The 15,576-nt window shown below is 55.8% G+C and carries 14 protein-coding genes; 2 read left to right on the top strand and 12 right to left on the bottom strand.

Annotated elements, in window-relative coordinates; all coding sequences use genetic code 11:
• Positions 1 to 151 precede the first annotated feature (151 nt).
• From ABUK12_RS20250 to ABUK12_RS20200, 11 genes are all read right to left on the bottom strand, one after another.
• Positions 152 to 1,198 carry a pyridoxal-phosphate dependent enzyme gene (locus ABUK12_RS20250; protein WP_410013491.1) on the bottom strand — a complete coding sequence of 349 codons (1,047 nt, stop codon included), beginning with the start codon at positions 1,196 to 1,198 and terminating at the stop codon, positions 152 to 154.
• A 162-nt stretch (positions 1,199 to 1,360) separates the two neighbouring features.
• Entirely contained in the window at positions 1,361 to 2,404 is a 1,044-nt protein-coding gene (locus tag ABUK12_RS20245) for an iron-containing alcohol dehydrogenase (protein WP_410013490.1), read from the bottom strand.
• Positions 2,405 to 2,569: 165 nt separating this feature from the next.
• The gene (locus ABUK12_RS20240) at positions 2,570 to 3,616 is read right to left on the bottom strand and encodes a DMT family transporter (protein ID WP_410013489.1); all 1,047 of its coding nucleotides are present in this window, start codon (positions 3,614 to 3,616) and stop codon (positions 2,570 to 2,572) included.
• Positions 3,617 to 3,625: 9 nt separating this feature from the next.
• Positions 3,626 to 4,003: a 4-amino-4-deoxy-L-arabinose-phosphoundecaprenol flippase subunit ArnF gene (gene arnF, locus ABUK12_RS20235; protein WP_410013488.1), complete on the bottom strand. Its 378-nt coding sequence runs from the start codon at positions 4,001 to 4,003 to the stop codon at positions 3,626 to 3,628.
• Positions 4,000 to 4,350 (bottom strand): 4-amino-4-deoxy-L-arabinose-phosphoundecaprenol flippase subunit ArnE, encoded by a 351-nt coding sequence (arnE, locus tag ABUK12_RS20230; RefSeq protein ID WP_410013487.1) that lies wholly within the window; start codon positions 4,348 to 4,350, stop codon positions 4,000 to 4,002. Before arnE ends, arnF begins: the two co-directional genes overlap by 4 nt.
• On the bottom strand, positions 4,347 to 6,011 hold the full coding sequence (gene arnT / locus ABUK12_RS20225; RefSeq protein ID WP_410013486.1) for a lipid IV(A) 4-amino-4-deoxy-L-arabinosyltransferase: 1,665 nt from the start codon (positions 6,009 to 6,011) through the stop codon (positions 4,347 to 4,349). Before arnT ends, arnE begins: the two co-directional genes overlap by 4 nt.
• Entirely contained in the window at positions 6,008 to 6,913 is a 906-nt protein-coding gene (gene arnD / locus ABUK12_RS20220) for a 4-deoxy-4-formamido-L-arabinose-phosphoundecaprenol deformylase (protein ID WP_410013485.1), read from the bottom strand. The genes arnT and arnD overlap by 4 nt, the downstream gene beginning before the upstream one ends.
• Positions 6,910 to 8,892, bottom strand: coding sequence for a bifunctional UDP-4-amino-4-deoxy-L-arabinose formyltransferase/UDP-glucuronic acid oxidase ArnA (gene arnA, locus ABUK12_RS20215; protein WP_410016731.1), 1,983 nt, complete (start codon positions 8,890 to 8,892; stop codon positions 6,910 to 6,912). Before arnA ends, arnD begins: the two co-directional genes overlap by 4 nt.
• A complete protein-coding gene (gene arnC / locus ABUK12_RS20210; RefSeq protein WP_410013484.1) occupies positions 8,892 to 9,872 on the bottom strand; it encodes an undecaprenyl-phosphate 4-deoxy-4-formamido-L-arabinose transferase in 981 nt (326 codons plus the stop codon). The genes arnA and arnC overlap by 1 nt, the downstream gene beginning before the upstream one ends.
• Positions 9,859 to 11,013 (bottom strand): UDP-4-amino-4-deoxy-L-arabinose aminotransferase, encoded by a 1,155-nt coding sequence (arnB, locus tag ABUK12_RS20205; protein WP_410013483.1) that lies wholly within the window; start codon positions 11,011 to 11,013, stop codon positions 9,859 to 9,861. Before arnB ends, arnC begins: the two co-directional genes overlap by 14 nt.
• A gap of 475 nt (positions 11,014 to 11,488) precedes the next feature.
• Complete coding sequence (locus tag ABUK12_RS20200) at positions 11,489 to 12,325, bottom strand: SDR family NAD(P)-dependent oxidoreductase (RefSeq protein WP_410013482.1); 837 nt, start codon at positions 12,323 to 12,325, stop codon at positions 11,489 to 11,491.
• Positions 12,326 to 12,509: 184 nt separating this feature from the next.
• Between ABUK12_RS20200 and ABUK12_RS20195 the strand changes: the two genes are divergently transcribed.
• A complete protein-coding gene (locus ABUK12_RS20195; RefSeq protein WP_410013481.1) occupies positions 12,510 to 13,124 on the top strand; it encodes a TetR/AcrR family transcriptional regulator in 615 nt (204 codons plus the stop codon).
• 49 nt (positions 13,125 to 13,173) lie between these two features.
• On the opposite strand, the gene ABUK12_RS20190 is transcribed toward ABUK12_RS20195, so the two are convergent.
• Complete coding sequence (locus tag ABUK12_RS20190; protein ID WP_410013480.1) at positions 13,174 to 13,671, bottom strand: DUF1003 domain-containing protein; 498 nt, start codon at positions 13,669 to 13,671, stop codon at positions 13,174 to 13,176.
• A gap of 987 nt (positions 13,672 to 14,658) precedes the next feature.
• Here ABUK12_RS20190 and ABUK12_RS20185 point away from each other — a divergent pair.
• Positions 14,659 to 15,570: a LysR family transcriptional regulator gene (locus ABUK12_RS20185; RefSeq protein ID WP_410013479.1), complete on the top strand. Its 912-nt coding sequence runs from the start codon at positions 14,659 to 14,661 to the stop codon at positions 15,568 to 15,570.
• Positions 15,571 to 15,576: the final 6 nt, after the last annotated feature.

Genomic DNA, 15,576 nt, shown 5'->3' with positions numbered 1-15,576 from the left:
TAAATAAGGGTTTTAGGGGTTTTTTCCCCTTTAATTTCACGAAAAAAATATACGTATTATCTTATATGAGCCGCTAATGGGCGGCGGCATTGGGCATATTCAGCGCAAATACCGCCAATGTAATCCCGGTATAATTTGCCGGTGATGATCCTTACAGCATAACGCCCGCCCGGTCCGAACGGTTTGCGCTAGTGAAAAAAACCTCGCCCTTTTCACGGTCGCTGTCGCTACCCGCATCGGCAAACAGCGTTACCACCTGTTGATCGGGACCCAGCGTTTGCGCCAGGCGGCAAGCGCTCTTCCAGTTAGCCGCCGATGAGGCGCCGATGCGTATGCCGGTCAGGTGATAAAATTCATACATTGCCGCCAGCGACTCTTGCCAGCCAATCAGGCTAAACGGCAGCACGTCGAGCTGCATGCGGCTGATAAACGGCTGGCGGAAACCAAAGCCCATGCCGCCGGCACCGGCAAATTTATCCCGGCCGTTAGGCGGAGCCAGGGTGCCGAAAGGCAATTCCCTGGGCGTGGTGCCCTGCACTTTTAGCGCCGGATTATCCTGCGCCAGCGCGGCGTATACCCCGGATAAGGTCCCGCCGGTGCCCACCGCCGCCACCCAGCCGCCGGCCTTGTCGCCGCGCAGCTGACGGCGGATTTCCTGGCCGGTGCCGTGTTGATGTACGGCGACATTCACCAGGTTCCGGTGTTGGGCAAGCAGGGTCCAGCCGGGGTCCGCCAGCGCAATTTCCTCGGCGCGGGCCATTAATCCCAGCAGGAAATACCGGGAGTCCACCAGGGTCAGCCCGGCGTTGGCTTCCCGCAAGGCCTTAACCAATACCTCCGGCGAGGAGTCCGGGATAACCAAATGCACGGCGATATCGCACATATTGCCCAGCATCGCCAGCGCGCGGCCCATATTACCGCCGGAAGCATCAAGCAGCTTCAGCGGTCCCTGGTGAAAATCGTGCTTGTTTACCGCCTCGCAGAACATGCCAAACGCGGTGCGGTCCTTGACCGATCCGAAGGGATTTTCAAACTCCAGCTTCGCCATTATGCTGGCGCCGCCCTCAGGACCGGGTACCGGCATCAACGTGGTATTGCCCAAGGCTGCATGAAAAGAGGACAGTTGGGGAAACATATCCAGTGCCTTAGAGGGATCCGGCGCACGATCAATATCGTTGAATAATTCCAGGTTCATCATCGTTCCTTGAAAGAATCTATTATGCGGGAGCATAATTATCCTATGATTAACATCATGATCAATAAAGAATTATTCAATAAGTTATTTTTCTCGGCTCCACTTTGCCGCCTGGTTATTTCATATAAAAGCGGCCAATATCGTCTCTGTCTGGCGCGACGCTGGCTATTTTATCTCAGTAAGAATGCTCTTTATAAATATGTCGGATATGGCATTATTGTATTTATCGCCAAAGGTATTCTCCCATAGGCAGGTCAAACTATCCCGGGTCGCATTCATTACCGATAATATTTTTTGTCGATCCGCGCTGGGGCCGGCGTTAAGCTTATAATCCACCGCATATTGGCGACAAAATGCAAAAGCAACCTGGGCGTATTGGTCAAAAAAAAACCTCAGGTGGCCGAGCGCCACTAAATTGGCCTTCGAATGGCAAATGCCCATGGCATTTGATACGCCATACGATAATGCATGGACCGCGCCTAACGATCCGCCAAGTAATGAAAAAGCGCTGGTATAATTGGCATAATAAGCTAATTGGCACCATTTGCTATCCTGCGGATGGTAGCCGCTTTTGATGATTTCATTAAAGATCGAAATGACGTTACGGCAGGCGGTGCGCGACGCATGCGACCCTTTAATACCCTCCAGGCATTCCATGGCATGAATGTAGCCGTTCAGCAGCACGGGGATGCCGGTTTCCGCGCTTACCGAGGCAAAGAAGCGGGGATCCACCAGCGCGACTTCCGGCCTGAGGTAAGGTGAAGTCAGGTTCTGCTTGTAGCCGTCGCCGCTTAATACCGCGGATGCGCTAAATTCTGCCGCCGTGCCGGGTATCGTGGGGGCGACAATAATCGGCAATCCTGGACGGATAACCGTATCCTGGTCGCACAGCTTTTCCACATCTCCGCCGTTGGTTAATGTTATGGCGATGGCCTTGCCGAGATCCATGGTTGAGCCGCCGCCAACGGCAATGATATTTTCGGTTCGTGGATAATTATTTACCGCTGCATTCACATCTTCCATGGTCGGTTCCCTGGTCACCAACAGGATATTCTTTCGTTTTAGCAGGCTGATGGTTTCTTTAATAATTTCATGGTTAACAACATTTACGTCAATTAATATTAAAGCATTATTTATGATATTTTTAGAGAAGTAAGTCTGTAGCATACCGGCGGACATTAATACATTTGTGGTAATATTCAGATTCATTACACACCTCTTCACCTATGACAATGAGTGTACTTACCATTTCTAAATTATATTTATTCCCTATTCTACCGTTTGTTTTTAAAACCCATGGGCAATAAACTCTACTCTTATAAATATTTTTTTATTTTAATTAGTTCATTACGAGTTAATCGGCACGACATAAAATTAATGATCGTGGCGGTGATGGGCGTCGGGGAAATGCGGATGGGAATGGGCCATGGGGTCATGTCGATGCCAATGCCGGTGAACGGTTCCCGGTGCCGGCGTTTCCTCATGCGAATGTTGATGATGCTCATCATGGCGGTGTTCATGATCGTGCGCCATGGGCGCGTGGACATGAGGATGCTGATGACGCTCGGTAAGGTGCAACCCGATGCCCAACGCCATCAGCGCCCCGGCGGCAAGCATTTGCAGCGTCAGCGTATCGCCGAGGACGACGGCCAGCGCGGCGCCGAAAAACGGCGCCACGGAAAAATACGCGCCGGTGCGGGCGGTGCCGAGCTGGCGCAGGCCGACCACAAACAGCGCCAGGCTGACGCCGTAGGCCAGGAACCCGAGCGTCAGGGCCCCTGCCGCCTCGGGCCAGCTGGGGAAGGCCACGCCGGCGGCAAAGGCCAGCGACAGATTCACCAGACCTGCCGCCAACCCTTTTACGGCGGCGATCCAGGTCGCGTCGGTTAAAGAAACCTTGCGGGTAAGGTTATTATCCATACCCCAGGCGAAACACGCGCCCAAAATGGCAAGCGCAGGCCACAGACCGGCAAATCGGGCCTCGCCCGGCCAGCTCAGCACCACGGCGCCGGCCACGATCGCCGCCATGCCCAATGCAATGCGGCGATCGACATTCTCTTTAAAGGCAAACCATGCCAGCAATGAGGTGAAGACCCCCTCGGCATTGATCAGCAGGGACGCGCCCGAGGCGGGCATGGCGGCAAGCCCCAGCATCAGCAACACCGGGCCGATAACGCCGCCGGTGATAATGGCGCCGGCAAACCACGGCACTTCCGCCCGCGGCATACTGATCCTGGGGGCGCGCCTGATAAACCGGTACAGCGTCAGCCCCAGCCCGGAACCCAGGTAAAGCAATCCCGCCAGCAGCCAGGGGTTGACGCTGGTTAACAGCAATTTCGCCAGGGGCGTTCCCGCGCCGAATAATATCGCGGCACCCAGCGCCGCCAGTACGCCGGGATGGCGCAGCCCATTTTGCATCATGACCCCGACCTATGGGTGATGGCGATGGATAAGCCACACGCCGAATAAAATAAACGCCACGCCCAGGGTCTTGGCCGCGCTGGCCGCTTCGTTAAACATCGGCAGCGCGATCGCGGCGCAATAGACCAGGGCATAACTGATGCTGAGCAGGGGATAGGCCAGGCTGAGCGGCAGATAGAGCAAAGCGCAGAACCAGCATAACATCGACAGGATGTAACCCAGCACACCCACCGCCACCGCCAGCAGAGGTATACCGTAATGGATGGCGAAGGCCGGCGTCAATGCCTTTAGCGACAACAGCGGGATCTGCTGCATCCCCCACTTCATCAGCAGTTGCGCCAGGGTGACCAGCAGCACGCTGGTCGCCGCCCAGAGATAACCCTTCATGGATTCAGACCCATCAGCACGATGCCGACCATAATGGCCGCCACGCCCCACCAGTGGCGGGACGTGGCGCGCTCATGGAAGATGCCCTGCGCGGCCAGCGTGACCAGCACAAAGTTCAGGCTCAGCACAGGATACGCCACGCTCAGCGGCAGACGTTGCAAAACGCCAAGCCAGAACAGCAGCGCCACCCCCAGCAAAACCAGCGCCCCCGCCAGCCAGCCCAAGGTTGCCGTGCGCCGGTTTTGCCGCGGCGGGCATTGCTGCCAGCGCACCGCGGCCTGTTTCTGACATAACTGCCCCGCGCAGGTGAGAACGCTGACCAGAAGTATCAGCAGATATCCGCTCATGGCCGTTGCCGGTACAGCACCAATGCCAGATGGGAGCTGCGTTGCATGGCATCGGGCGCGGGCAGGTAAACCGGCAGCCGGTTGTCGTCGGGCAGGCGGAGGAGAAGCGCCACATCCCCTTGCCTGCGCGCCGTTGCCAGCCAGCCGGGGAAATCCTGCTCGCTGATAAAACGCCCGCGCGCGTCGGGATAAGATAACCCATAGGTCAACTCGCCGCGCTCACGAAACATTTTCACGTCATCGCGCCTGAGCTCCCAGGCTATGGCGGTCGCCAGGCCCACGCTGTTGCTCAGCACGTATTGGCTGTGGCGCAGCACGCCGGCATTGGCGCGTATAATGTGCTGCGGCAGCTTATTGTCGATCACCCGCTGGGGAATGGCATGGCCCACCACCAGGCTGAACAGGACGGGACAGGCCGCGGCCCAGGCCCAGCGCCGCCCACCCTGGCGCCAGGACACGGCGGCAAAGAGAGCCCAGCCGGCGAATCCCAGCAGGCTTAGCGCCACCTTGGGCCATTCATCGTGGCCTAATATAATCACCTGCGGCAGCAGCCCGGCGCCCAGCGCCGCGATAGCCGCCATGCCCAACAGACCGAAGGCGCCGTTGATCACCGCGTTAAGGCGGAAAACCCGCACGCGGCGGGATGCGATGCAATCTTGCGCATATGCGGCCATCAGCAGGCTCAGCGGCGCCATACACGGCAAAATATAGGTGAGCAGCTTGCCTTTGGCGAGACTGAAAAACACCAGCGGCATCAGCATCCAGCACAGCAGGAAAAACAGCTCCGGCCGCGTCGCCCGCTCACGCCAGCCCTTGAGCAGAGATCCCGGCAGCAGCGCCAGCCAGGGCAATGATCCCGCGATGATAACCGGCAGGTAGTACCATGCCGGCGCTTTATGCTGCGCGTCGTCATCGGCAAAACGCTGGATATGCTCAATCCAGAAAAAATAATGCCAGTAATCCGGCTCACGCCGGGCAACGGCCAACGCCCAGGGCAGGCTCAGCGCCACCGCGGCCAGTACCGCCACCGGGCCGAAGATCAGCAGATCTTTCAGCCGGCGCCGCTGGATGGCGACGGGCAGCGCGGCGATTACCGGCACCGCCAGCGCCAGGAAACCCTTGGTCATAAAGCCCAAACCGCAGGTAATCCCCAGCAGGATATAGGCGCCCAGCTTATCGCGCGCGCCGCTCGCGTTGATCGCCAGATAAAAACTGACCATCGACGCCGTCAGCCACAGCGACACCATGGGATCAAGCACGCTGTAGGTGCCGACGCCGAATACCAGCAACATCGAAAGGAATATCAGCGCGGCCAGGCACGCGGTGCGGCGCGCTTGCCACATCATCATGGCCAGCACATACACCAGCAGCGCGCTGGCGCCGGTGCTCAACACCACACCGAAACGTACGGCGAAATTAGAATCGCCGAACAGCCATTGGCTGATATTGTTAATCCAGTAACCCAGTACCGGCTTTTCAAAATAACGCACGCCCAGCAGATTAGGCACAATCCAGTCGCCGCGCAGCAGCATTTCGCGGCTGGTCTCGGCATAGCGGATTTCATCGGGCTGCCATAACAAACGGCTGTTCAAAGGCAGCAGATAGACCAGCGCATAAAACAGCGCCAGTATCGCCGCCCAGTAATGTTTCATTAATTTCATGGCGGTGAATTTGCCGGGGCCTGGCAACACAGCCAGCCTTCCCGTCCGGGAAAAGGGGAACGGACGACACGCCCCACCGGCACCGTGGAGACATCGGCCGGCAACAGGTCGGGCAACGGGCAAAAGGTGATGCCCTGCTGCTGCGCGCGTTGTAATAATTGCTCGAATAACGCCGACTGCGATCGCCCTTCCACTTCACTATGGATGGTGTAGACCGGCACACCGCTATCCCGGGCGATCCGCCCGAGGATATAATCGTTGAAATTTTCCAGACGCGCCTCTTTGCCGATGACTTCGTCAAAGGTAGGCAAGGTGACGGGAATCTGTACCGCGCCGATACGGTTATCGCTTAATAGCGGCCGGAAAGGATGGCGGCCGCGGCAGTCGCTATTGTAGTAAAAACCGAAATTCTCCTTCGCCGCCAATACGCGCGTATCGGCGCGCCAGCCCGCCGCGGCGGAGCACGTTACCGGCCGCCCGATGCTCGTCTCCAGCGCCTCCACGCCCAGCCGGATCTGCCGCTCCAGCTCGGCGTCAGGCCAACGCCCGGCCTTGGCCTGCCATCCCTGGTGATCCCAGGCATGAAGGCCGACGTCATGTCCCGCCATCAAGGTCTGTTTCATTAACGGTCCCTGGGACGGGGTAATGCATCTGCCCGGCCAGGCGGTGCCGGCCAGCAGGATATCCCAGCCATAAAGGGAAGCCGCCTGGGAACGCAGCATCTTCCATAAAAAACGCGGGCGCAGCAGGCGCCATAAATGGCGCCCCATGTTATCCGGGCCGACGCTGAAAAAAAAGCTGGCCTTGATATCATACTTTTCAAACAGTTCCAGCAAACGCGGCACCCCATCACGGGTGCCGGTGAAGGTATCCACATCAACCCGCAGGCCGACCTGCCTCACGCGTCCACGCCTTCTTTAACCGTGCTGCGCAGGAAGAAATCCAGCGTCTGGTCAACGGTGCGCCGCATCTCGACGGTCGGCTGCCAGTTCAGTAAGCGGCGGGCGTTTTCAATGCTCGGTTTGCGATGTTCGACGTCCTGATAGCCGTTGCCGTAATAACTTTTGCTTTCGATATCCTTAAAGCCGGCAAACGGCGGGAAATGATGGCGCAGCGGATGGTTTTCAAAACTGTCCAGCAGCATTTGCGCCAGTTCACGGATGCTGGCCTCGTTGCCGGGGTTGCCGATGTTGATGATCTGGCCGTCGCAGCGGGCGTCGCGATTTTCGATAATGCGAAACAGTGCCTCGATGCCGTCGCTGATATCGGTGAAACAGCGTTTTTGCTCGCCGCCGTCCACCAGTTGTATCGGCGATCCTTCCACCAGATTCAGGATCAATTGGGTAATGGCGCGCGAACTGCCGATTCGCGCGGCATCCAGGTTATCCAGGCGCGGCCCCATCCAGTTAAACGGCCGGAACAGGGTGAACTTCAGGGTCTCTTTGGCGCCGTAGGCCCAGATGACCCGATCCAGCAATTGCTTGGATACCGAGTAGATCCAGCGCTGTTTATTGATCGGGCCGACGATGAGCCGGGAGCGATCCTCGTCGAATTCCTTATCATCGCACATGCCGTAGACCTCGGAGGTGGAGGGGAAAATAATGCGCTTACGGTATTTCACGCAGTCGCGCACTATTTTCAGGTTTTCCTCGAAGTCCAGTTCAAATACGCGCAGCGGATTGCGGGTATATTCGATAGGCGTAGCGATGGCGACCAGGGGCAGCACCACGTCGCATTTCTTGATGTGGTACTCCACCCATTCCGAGTGGATGCTGATATCCCCTTCCACGAAGTGGAAACGCGGGTTCGTCATAAAACGGCCGACGGCGTCCGAACTGATATCCAGGCCATAGACTTCATAGCCGTCCTCACGCAACAGGCGTTCAGTCAGATGGTTGCCGATAAATCCGTTTACGCCGAGGATCAGGACGCGGGTCCGGCGCCGCTGCGCGGGGCTGGGTTTAGCCGCCAGCCGCACGCCGGCCATCATGCCCATCTCCCGCGCCAGCCGGCTGCCCTGCAAAAATAAACCGGCTTCGCTCTGCCCGGTGATAATCTCCAGCGCGCCGTCGCCGCAGGCAATGGTCAGCGGTTCGGTGGCCAGCACGGTACCCGGCTGTTTATCATGCCGGATATCCCGGGCGCGCGCGTTCCAGACGATAAGCTTGCGCTGGCCCAAATAGCTGAAGGCGCCTGGATAGGGTTCCGTTACGGCGCGCACCAGGTTGGCGATATCGTGCGCGCAATGATGCCAGTAAATCTCACCGTCGGCGGCGGTGCGGCGGCCAAAGTGGCTGGCTTCTTTTTCATTTTGCGGCGTCAGGCTAAGGGTGCCCGCCTTCAGCGGCGGCAATAAATCGCGCAACAGTCGTTCCGCCGCGTCGCTGAGTTTGGCATGCAGCGTTAACGCGGTATCGTCCGGGGCGATATCAACGGCGGCTTGCCCGGCAATATCCCCGGCGTCCGCACGCTTGACCATGCGATGCAGCGTAACGCCGGTCTGTTTTTCACCCTTGACCAGCGCCCAGTTCACCGGCGCGCGGCCGCGATAACGCGGCAACAGCGACCCATGCAGGTTAAAGCCGCCCCGGGGCGCCAGCGATAAAATATCCTCGCACAGCAGCTGACGATAATAAAACGAGAAGATAATCTCGGGTTTCAGGTTGCGGATAGTCTCAACCCAGAGCGGATGGTTGACATCGTCCGGCGCGTAAACCGGCAGCTCGAGACTCGCGCCCAGCCGCGCCACCGAGGGGAAAAACCTGTTTTCGTCCGGGGCGTCGGTATGGGTGAACACGGCCTGTATGTCATAGCCGGCTGCCACCAAGGCTTTTAAACCGATACAACCAATATCATGGTAGGCAAATACAATAGCTTTCATCATTCTTCTTCCTGGGTAGTCGAGGACGGCCGGGCGCCGATCACCTGCTGCACGAAATAACGGGGTCTGGCGCGGACATCGTTGTAAATGCGGCCGATATATTCGCCCAGCAGCCCCATGCCGACGAACTGCGCGCCAATAAAGGTAAAAAGCACCGCGAACAGGGTAAAAACCCCCTCGGCCGCCCACGTGGGCCCAAGGAGCAGGCGCAGGGCGATCAGGATGATCGAGAGGGTGAACCCGGAAATGGCGATAATGCTGCCGACCACGCTTAACAGGCGCAGCGGCGTGGTGGTCAGGCAGGTCACCAGGTCGTACATCAAATTGATTAACTTCATCAGGCTGTATTTGGAATCGCCGAACTCGCGCTCGGCGTGCGCCACTTCAATCTCGATGGTGCGCCGGGCAAAAGAATTGGCCAGGATGGGAATAAATGTGCTGCGCTCATGGCAGTGCAGCATCGCTTCCACCACCTGGCGGCGGTAGGCGCGCAGCATGCAGCCGTAATCGCCCATCGCCTTGCCGGTGGCGCGCTGGATAAGACGGTTAATCATGCGCGAGGCGCATTTGCGGAACCAGGAATCCTGGCGCCTGGCCCGCACCGTTCCCACCACGTCATAGCCTTGTTCCGCCACGCTCACAAGCCTTGGAATCTCCTCCGGCGGATTTTGCAAATCGGCATCAAGGGTAATGACCAAATCGCCGCTGGCCTGGATAAAACCAGCCATGATGGCGGAATGCTGGCCGTAATTGCGATTGAGCATTACGGCGACGATATGGTTTTCCGGCGTCTGCGCCGCCGCCGTCATCAGCTCGATCGAATCGTCGCTGCTGCCGTCGTCCACCAGGATAATTTCATAGGATTGGGTTAACCGCCCGCAGGCGGCGACGGTACGCGTAATTAACGCCGGCAGGCTTTCCTGCTCATTAAATACGGGAATAACCACCGAGACCTTAGTAATAGGTTCAACGCGCGACAATGTTCAGCTCCAACACAGAAAACAAGGCGGCAACCACCCGATCGACATCGCTGTCGGCCATATCCGGAAACAGCGGCAGGGTACACAGACGGGCTGAATTCCATTCGGTCGCCGGCAAGGACACCTGTGGATAACGATCACGGTAATATTTTTGCGTATGCGCGGCGCGGAAATGCAGGCCGGTGCCGATGCCCTTCGCCTGTAAACGGTTCATCAGTTCATCGCGGTCCAGCCCGCAGCGCTCGGGATCGATACGCACCATAAACAGATGCCAGGCATGCTGATGATCGTAGGCTGGCAACCCGAGCGGCAGAAACGGGGAACCCGCCAGAGCGTGGAGATAGCGCCCGGCAAGAGACCTGCGGCGCGCGTTTAACGCCGGCAGGCGGGCCAGTTGCACCACGGCGATGGCCGCATGGATATCGGAGAGGTTATATTTGTACCCCGGCTCCACCACTTCGGCCTGCGGCTTGCGCCCCTGCTGACGGCGATCGAAGGCGTCGGCGCCCAGGCCGTGAAATTTCAGCCGCCGCACGCGCTCCGCCAGGGCATCGTCGTCGGTGCCGACCAGGCCGCCTTCGGCGCAGGTCATGTTTTTAATGGCGTGGAAAGAAAAAATCGCCGTACCCGTGGCGCCGATCCAGCGCCCTTTATAACGGGTGCCCACCGCATGGGCCGCATCTTCGATTAAAGGTATGGCGTGGCGGCGAGCCACGGCGCGCAGCGCATCCAAATCCAGCGGCGCGCCGGCGTAGTGCACCGGCACGATGGCCCTGGTGCGCGGGGTAATAGCCGCCTCCACCGCCGCCGCCGTGACCATCAGCGTGTCGCGATCGATATCGACCATCACCGGACGCGCGCCCAGCAGCTCGATCATGTTCAGCGTGGAAACCCAGGTCTGGGAAGGGGTAATGACTTCATCACCGGGACCGATGCCCAGCGCCGCAAGGACCAGATGCATTCCGGCGGTGGCGGAGCATACCGCTATGGCGTGTTTACAGCCGAAAGCGGCGCAAAAGTCCGCCTCCAGCCGCTGGTTTTGTGGTCCGGTGGTGATCCAGCCGGAACGGAGAACGTCGCCCACGGCCGCAATTTCGTCCTCACCAATGGAGGGACGGGAAAAAGGTAATAGTTGATCCATAAATAAAATCGAATCCAAAAATGCATTTTGAAAGTACTATACCGACCAATAATTAAACGAAGATTAAATTTAAAAAAGAAAGCCTGATTTAATATTGCCGCCGTAGCCATGGCAAAGAACAAGGCAACGTATTTAGGCAAGGAAAAGTGAGTTATATCATGCTTCAGGCATACCGCGTTTTTCGCCGCAGAATTATTACACCGGTTAAGCAATTGTAAAATTGAATTCTCACGCCTGTGCAATAAAAAAGCGTGACTCAACCTGGGTTTAAATATTTCAACGGCGACGGAACTTTTATGAAAGAACGGAATATGAAAATATTATTAATGTAATGACGTTACCTGTCCGGCTCTATTCTTACAGAATTCAGAGGTCTCCGTTGATATTCCCCGCATCGGTCTCCGGCATACTATAAGGAGGGGGCGCGGCTTATTATCATCCGCGTAGGCCCGCGCGGCATTCCCCCTCCGGGAGGTTATTGCGCCGCGGTCATCGTCACATGATAGCGCGTGGCCGGGCGTCCCCGGTTAACCTTACTGAACAGTTTAAGGCGCGCCTGAGTGTAATCCGCCAGCAGCCCGGCCTCTTCCAGTGAAGGCAGGGTTATGGCCTCGCCCATATCCAGACCCGCCAGCGCGGCGTCCACGCACTGCCCGGCCTGCATTATTGTGTCGGGGTCCAGCGTGGAGAGGGGCACGCCGGAAATATCCCAAATTTCCGTGGCGGTGGTGGCCGGAGCCACTAACTGAATCCTGACATTGGTATCGGCGAATTCCAGTTGGAGCGCCTGGGTGAAGCCGAGCACAAAGGACTTGGTGCCGCTGTAGACGGCGCTGCCGACGATGGAACTGAATCCCAGCACCGAGCCGATATTGATAAGCGTACCGCGGTTTCGCGCTCTGAATCCCGGCAGGACCGCCAGGCTAAGCCGGGTCAGCGCGGTAACATTTAAATTCAGCAGCGCCGCCACCGCCGGCGCGGGGGTCTGCTCGGCCGCCACCATCAGCGAGGTGCCGGCGTTATTGACCAGCAGGGTGATGGACGCATCGGCGGCCAGGATAGCGGCCACCCGGTCCAGATCGGCCGCCACGGCCAGATCCGCCACCAGGGTACGCGCTTCATGGCCGTAACGGGAGCGCAACTCCTCCGCCAGCGCCGACAGGCGATCGCCGCGGCGCGCCACCAGCAATAGATCATAACCGCGCTCCGCCAGCCGGCGGGCATACACTGCGCCGATACCCGACGACGCGCCGGTGATAACCGCGGTGCCACTGGCATCGCTGACAGGGTGAGTATCTGTTGGTTTCATCATCTTCTCCTAATAAGGTCGGTTGCCCTGCGGCCAGGCCGCAGAAGGGTTTTGCCACCAAACATGACAGCCATCATGTTTGATGGCAAGTAACATGATGATCGTCATGCTTGATGGCGACAAGCATGACCGCTATCATGTATACTTGTCAAGCCATGGCGGCAAACCGACGACAATAGGATGGAAGATGAGATATCCCGCGGCCGAAACGGCAGAAAAACATCAACGTATTCTCCAGGAAGCGGCACGGCTGTTTCGTGAACGCGGTTTCTCGGGCGTGAGCGTCGCCGAGATTATGAAGGCCACCGGCCTGACGCACGGTCCCTTCTATAATCATTTTGCGTCCAAGGAAGCATTAATGCAGGAGAGCTTCGAGTATCGGGCGCAGACGACGCTTGCCGGTATAGATGAGGCCGCCGCCACGCCGGCAGGGCTGCTGGACTACGTTGATCATTACCTGAGCGTTCAGCATCGCGATAACCCGGCCCTCGGTTGCCTGGTGTCGGCGCTGGCAACCGAAATCGCCCGGGAAGAGACCGTCAGGCCGTCCCTGACCCGGCTGGTGGCCGCCACGGTTGAACGGCTGACCCGTTATTTCCCCTGGCGCAGTAATAAACACGCCCGGGGCGACGCCATTCGTCTGCATGCGTCGATGGTGGGGGGCATTATCCTGGCGCGCGCGGTCAACGACGAGGCGTTTTCCCGGGAAATCCTGCGCGAAGTCAACGCCGGGATACAACGGTTTGCGCGCGCGGGGGCCGCCGGCAATGATAATGTCCAGGGCGGACGGGTGGAAAACTAGCGGCAGGCGGCGGGCGCCGCCTCAATAGCGATGTTGCCGGCCGGTTGGGTCAGCCTTGTTTTTGCTTGATCTCTTCAAGCTGCCGGGTGATCTGCGCCAGCTGTTCTTTTATTGACGTGACGATGTCGCCTTCCAGATAATCAATTTTATCGTGCAGCGCATACATTTCCAGATCGGATTTCACATTCACGTTGGACGCGATTTCCGCGCGGTAGCGGTCCACTTCCCCTTCCCGCTTCTGGCTCATCATAATGGCCGGTGCGGTATAGGCGGCTTGAAATGATAAGAAAAGATTCAGTAAAATAAAGGGATAAGGATCGAATCCGCTTTTACCGACGGCCAGGTTATATCCGGTCCAGCCGATGATAATAATGGTTTGGGTAATGATAAAGGTCCAGGTGCCGATAATGGCCGTGATCCTGTCGGCTAAACGTTGGCCCAGGGTCCGGGGCGCAACGGAATCAGATGACGGCATCAGCAGCGTGGCATGCTCGCTTCTGCTGCTGGCGCGTAACTCTTCAAGTTGCTTTTTGGATCTGGCATCCATGGTGCGTTTCCTTAATAAACACGTTGAATTAACTGACATTATTATATTAGGAAAAATTATAAGTTATCTTTTGTGTTTTACCACTCGCTCCCGGCAGGAAATGTATATTAAATTGTTTCTGGCAATGCCATCAGAGCAAGAGACCGGCAAGCCGGGAACAGAGGTTAACCTTTACGATCTACCGCCGGCTTATACCATCATCCTGCGGTTTACCTCAACTTTTAGAGTAATCCAATGACCAAAATGGCGATACGGACCGGTTTTGCCTTAATCATCATCCTATTTTAAATCATCGCCCGCCCCGTCGCCCCCGTACCTGGCGGCGCTGGAAATCGTAAGCAATTGAAATTGATCAATTTTAAAAACGGCTGAATGCGTTCACATCATTTTCTTAACGTGTCAGCAGGCATAATCTGATATTGATGGCTAATATATTCGCTGGGGAATATATGCTGATAATTAGCATTGCCTTTTGCATGCCATGGCCATTTTCGATACATAGAGTTAACAAGCGTGAGCTGGTTAACATTATTCGCCAATTGTTCTAAAGGATTTCAATGAAGGACTTGTCAAATACTATACTAAAGTCGTAACGTCTATTCACACCACTGATAACAGCGAAGCAACTCCAGCGATTGATGTTGCGTTGCTGGTTAACTGTTTTTTGAATAAATCAGTTGAACAAATAAAACCATCCATAATGATGGTTTTAAGACATTACTGAACATCTCATTTTTTTTCGAGTTAAGAGCGGCATTTCTTAAAAAATATTCTAAATAAGCCTAGCGCTGTTTATTATAGTTCTCAGTAAATTCAGCAATGATTTTTCGGTTGCTGCTGACACCCTTAATATCAATAATATTAATAATAAAATAGCCTGGCAATGTTATTTGAAAAAAAACAAAATAATTTTAATAATTATTCTATTTTTAAAAATATTTTCTTATAAATCTAGTCAAGATAAGCAAAAGCCACCGGGGGCCTAATATGATCTTAATATCTAAAACATTACGGTATTTCATCGTGACCGCACAACAGCAGTCTATTCGGTTGGCGTCGATGATTCTCTGCATCACGCCATCCCCGCTTTGCCGGACAATTAAAATGTTCGAGTTAAGCCTTGGCCATAAACTGTTTTCCCGCACCAGCAATGGCTTAAAACTCACCAGTTACGGTAGCGAACTGTACGCAACGCTGCTACCGCTCTATCAGGAAGTGTGTGAACTGGAAAGCAAAATTTTGAAAAAAAACACCAATAAAAATCATATCGCCACCCAGTATAAACTGGGAATCGATCATCATGACTATTCCTATTTATCTCCTTTGCTTTCTGACTCGCCCTTCAAAAACGAGATTACCCTAGAATACTATGCTCCAGATAGCACGAGTATGGAAGACGTGCTCAAGGAGGGATTGTGCAAGATTTTTTTCTCGGATAAACCGCTACGCTGCCCGCCAGGGGTAATACATCAGCTTTTAGCGGAGGATGCCCTCATGCTGGCAGTCGGCAGCGATGTGAATATCCGCAATGTGCCCATAAATCAACTCTTGTATGATAAAGTCCTGGTGCAATACGAGGCGCAACTTCCTGGAAAGATCAATGAGGAGATAGATGCTCATTTGCAATTTAATAACTTAATGTTGAAACGGCTTCATGTCCCCACGTTTCAGGGACAGCTGTCGACGATTGAAAAGAGCGATGCCATTGGTTTTTTCCCCGCATCGGTAAAAAATATCATTGAAGAACGGCAGTATAAAATAAAATTACTGCCCTTTAAGTTCAGGAATAAAGAACTATTAATCCAGCGTCATATTTATTATTTTAAAGATGACAGCAATTGGGTTGAACAATATATCGCGCCACGCATAGCACCTGTTCCCAATAAGATAGCCTGCTGATAGTCG

The organism is Sodalis sp. C49, assembly GCF_046352915.1.
GTDB lineage: Bacteria > Pseudomonadota > Gammaproteobacteria > Enterobacterales > Enterobacteriaceae > Acerihabitans.
This window is presented reverse-complemented; position numbering and strand designations above follow the sequence as displayed.

Bases quoted from the DNA above. Each gene is read 5' to 3' on its own strand.
- ABUK12_RS20250 (WP_410013491.1), bottom strand. From the start codon at position 1,198: ATGATGAACCTGGAATTATTCAACGATATTGATCGTGCGCCGGATCCC.
- ABUK12_RS20245 (WP_410013490.1), bottom strand. From the start codon at position 2,404: ATGAATCTGAATATTACCACAAATGTATTAATGTCCGCCGGTATGCTA.
- ABUK12_RS20240 (WP_410013489.1), bottom strand. From the start codon at position 3,616: ATGATGCAAAATGGGCTGCGCCATCCCGGCGTACTGGCGGCGCTGGGT.
- arnF (WP_410013488.1), bottom strand. From the start codon at position 4,003: ATGAAGGGTTATCTCTGGGCGGCGACCAGCGTGCTGCTGGTCACCCTG.
- arnE (WP_410013487.1), bottom strand. From the start codon at position 4,350: ATGAGCGGATATCTGCTGATACTTCTGGTCAGCGTTCTCACCTGCGCG.
- arnT (WP_410013486.1), bottom strand. From the start codon at position 6,011: ATGAAATTAATGAAACATTACTGGGCGGCGATACTGGCGCTGTTTTAT.
- arnA (WP_410016731.1), bottom strand. From the start codon at position 8,892: ATGAAAGCTATTGTATTTGCCTACCATGATATTGGTTGTATCGGTTTA.
- arnB (WP_410013483.1), bottom strand. From the start codon at position 11,013: ATGGATCAACTATTACCTTTTTCCCGTCCCTCCATTGGTGAGGACGAA.
- ABUK12_RS20200 (WP_410013482.1), bottom strand. From the start codon at position 12,325: ATGATGAAACCAACAGATACTCACCCTGTCAGCGATGCCAGTGGCACC.
- ABUK12_RS20195 (WP_410013481.1), top strand. From the start codon at position 12,510: ATGAGATATCCCGCGGCCGAAACGGCAGAAAAACATCAACGTATTCTC.
- ABUK12_RS20190 (WP_410013480.1), bottom strand. From the start codon at position 13,671: ATGGATGCCAGATCCAAAAAGCAACTTGAAGAGTTACGCGCCAGCAGC.
- ABUK12_RS20185 (WP_410013479.1), top strand. From the start codon at position 14,659: ATGATCTTAATATCTAAAACATTACGGTATTTCATCGTGACCGCACAA.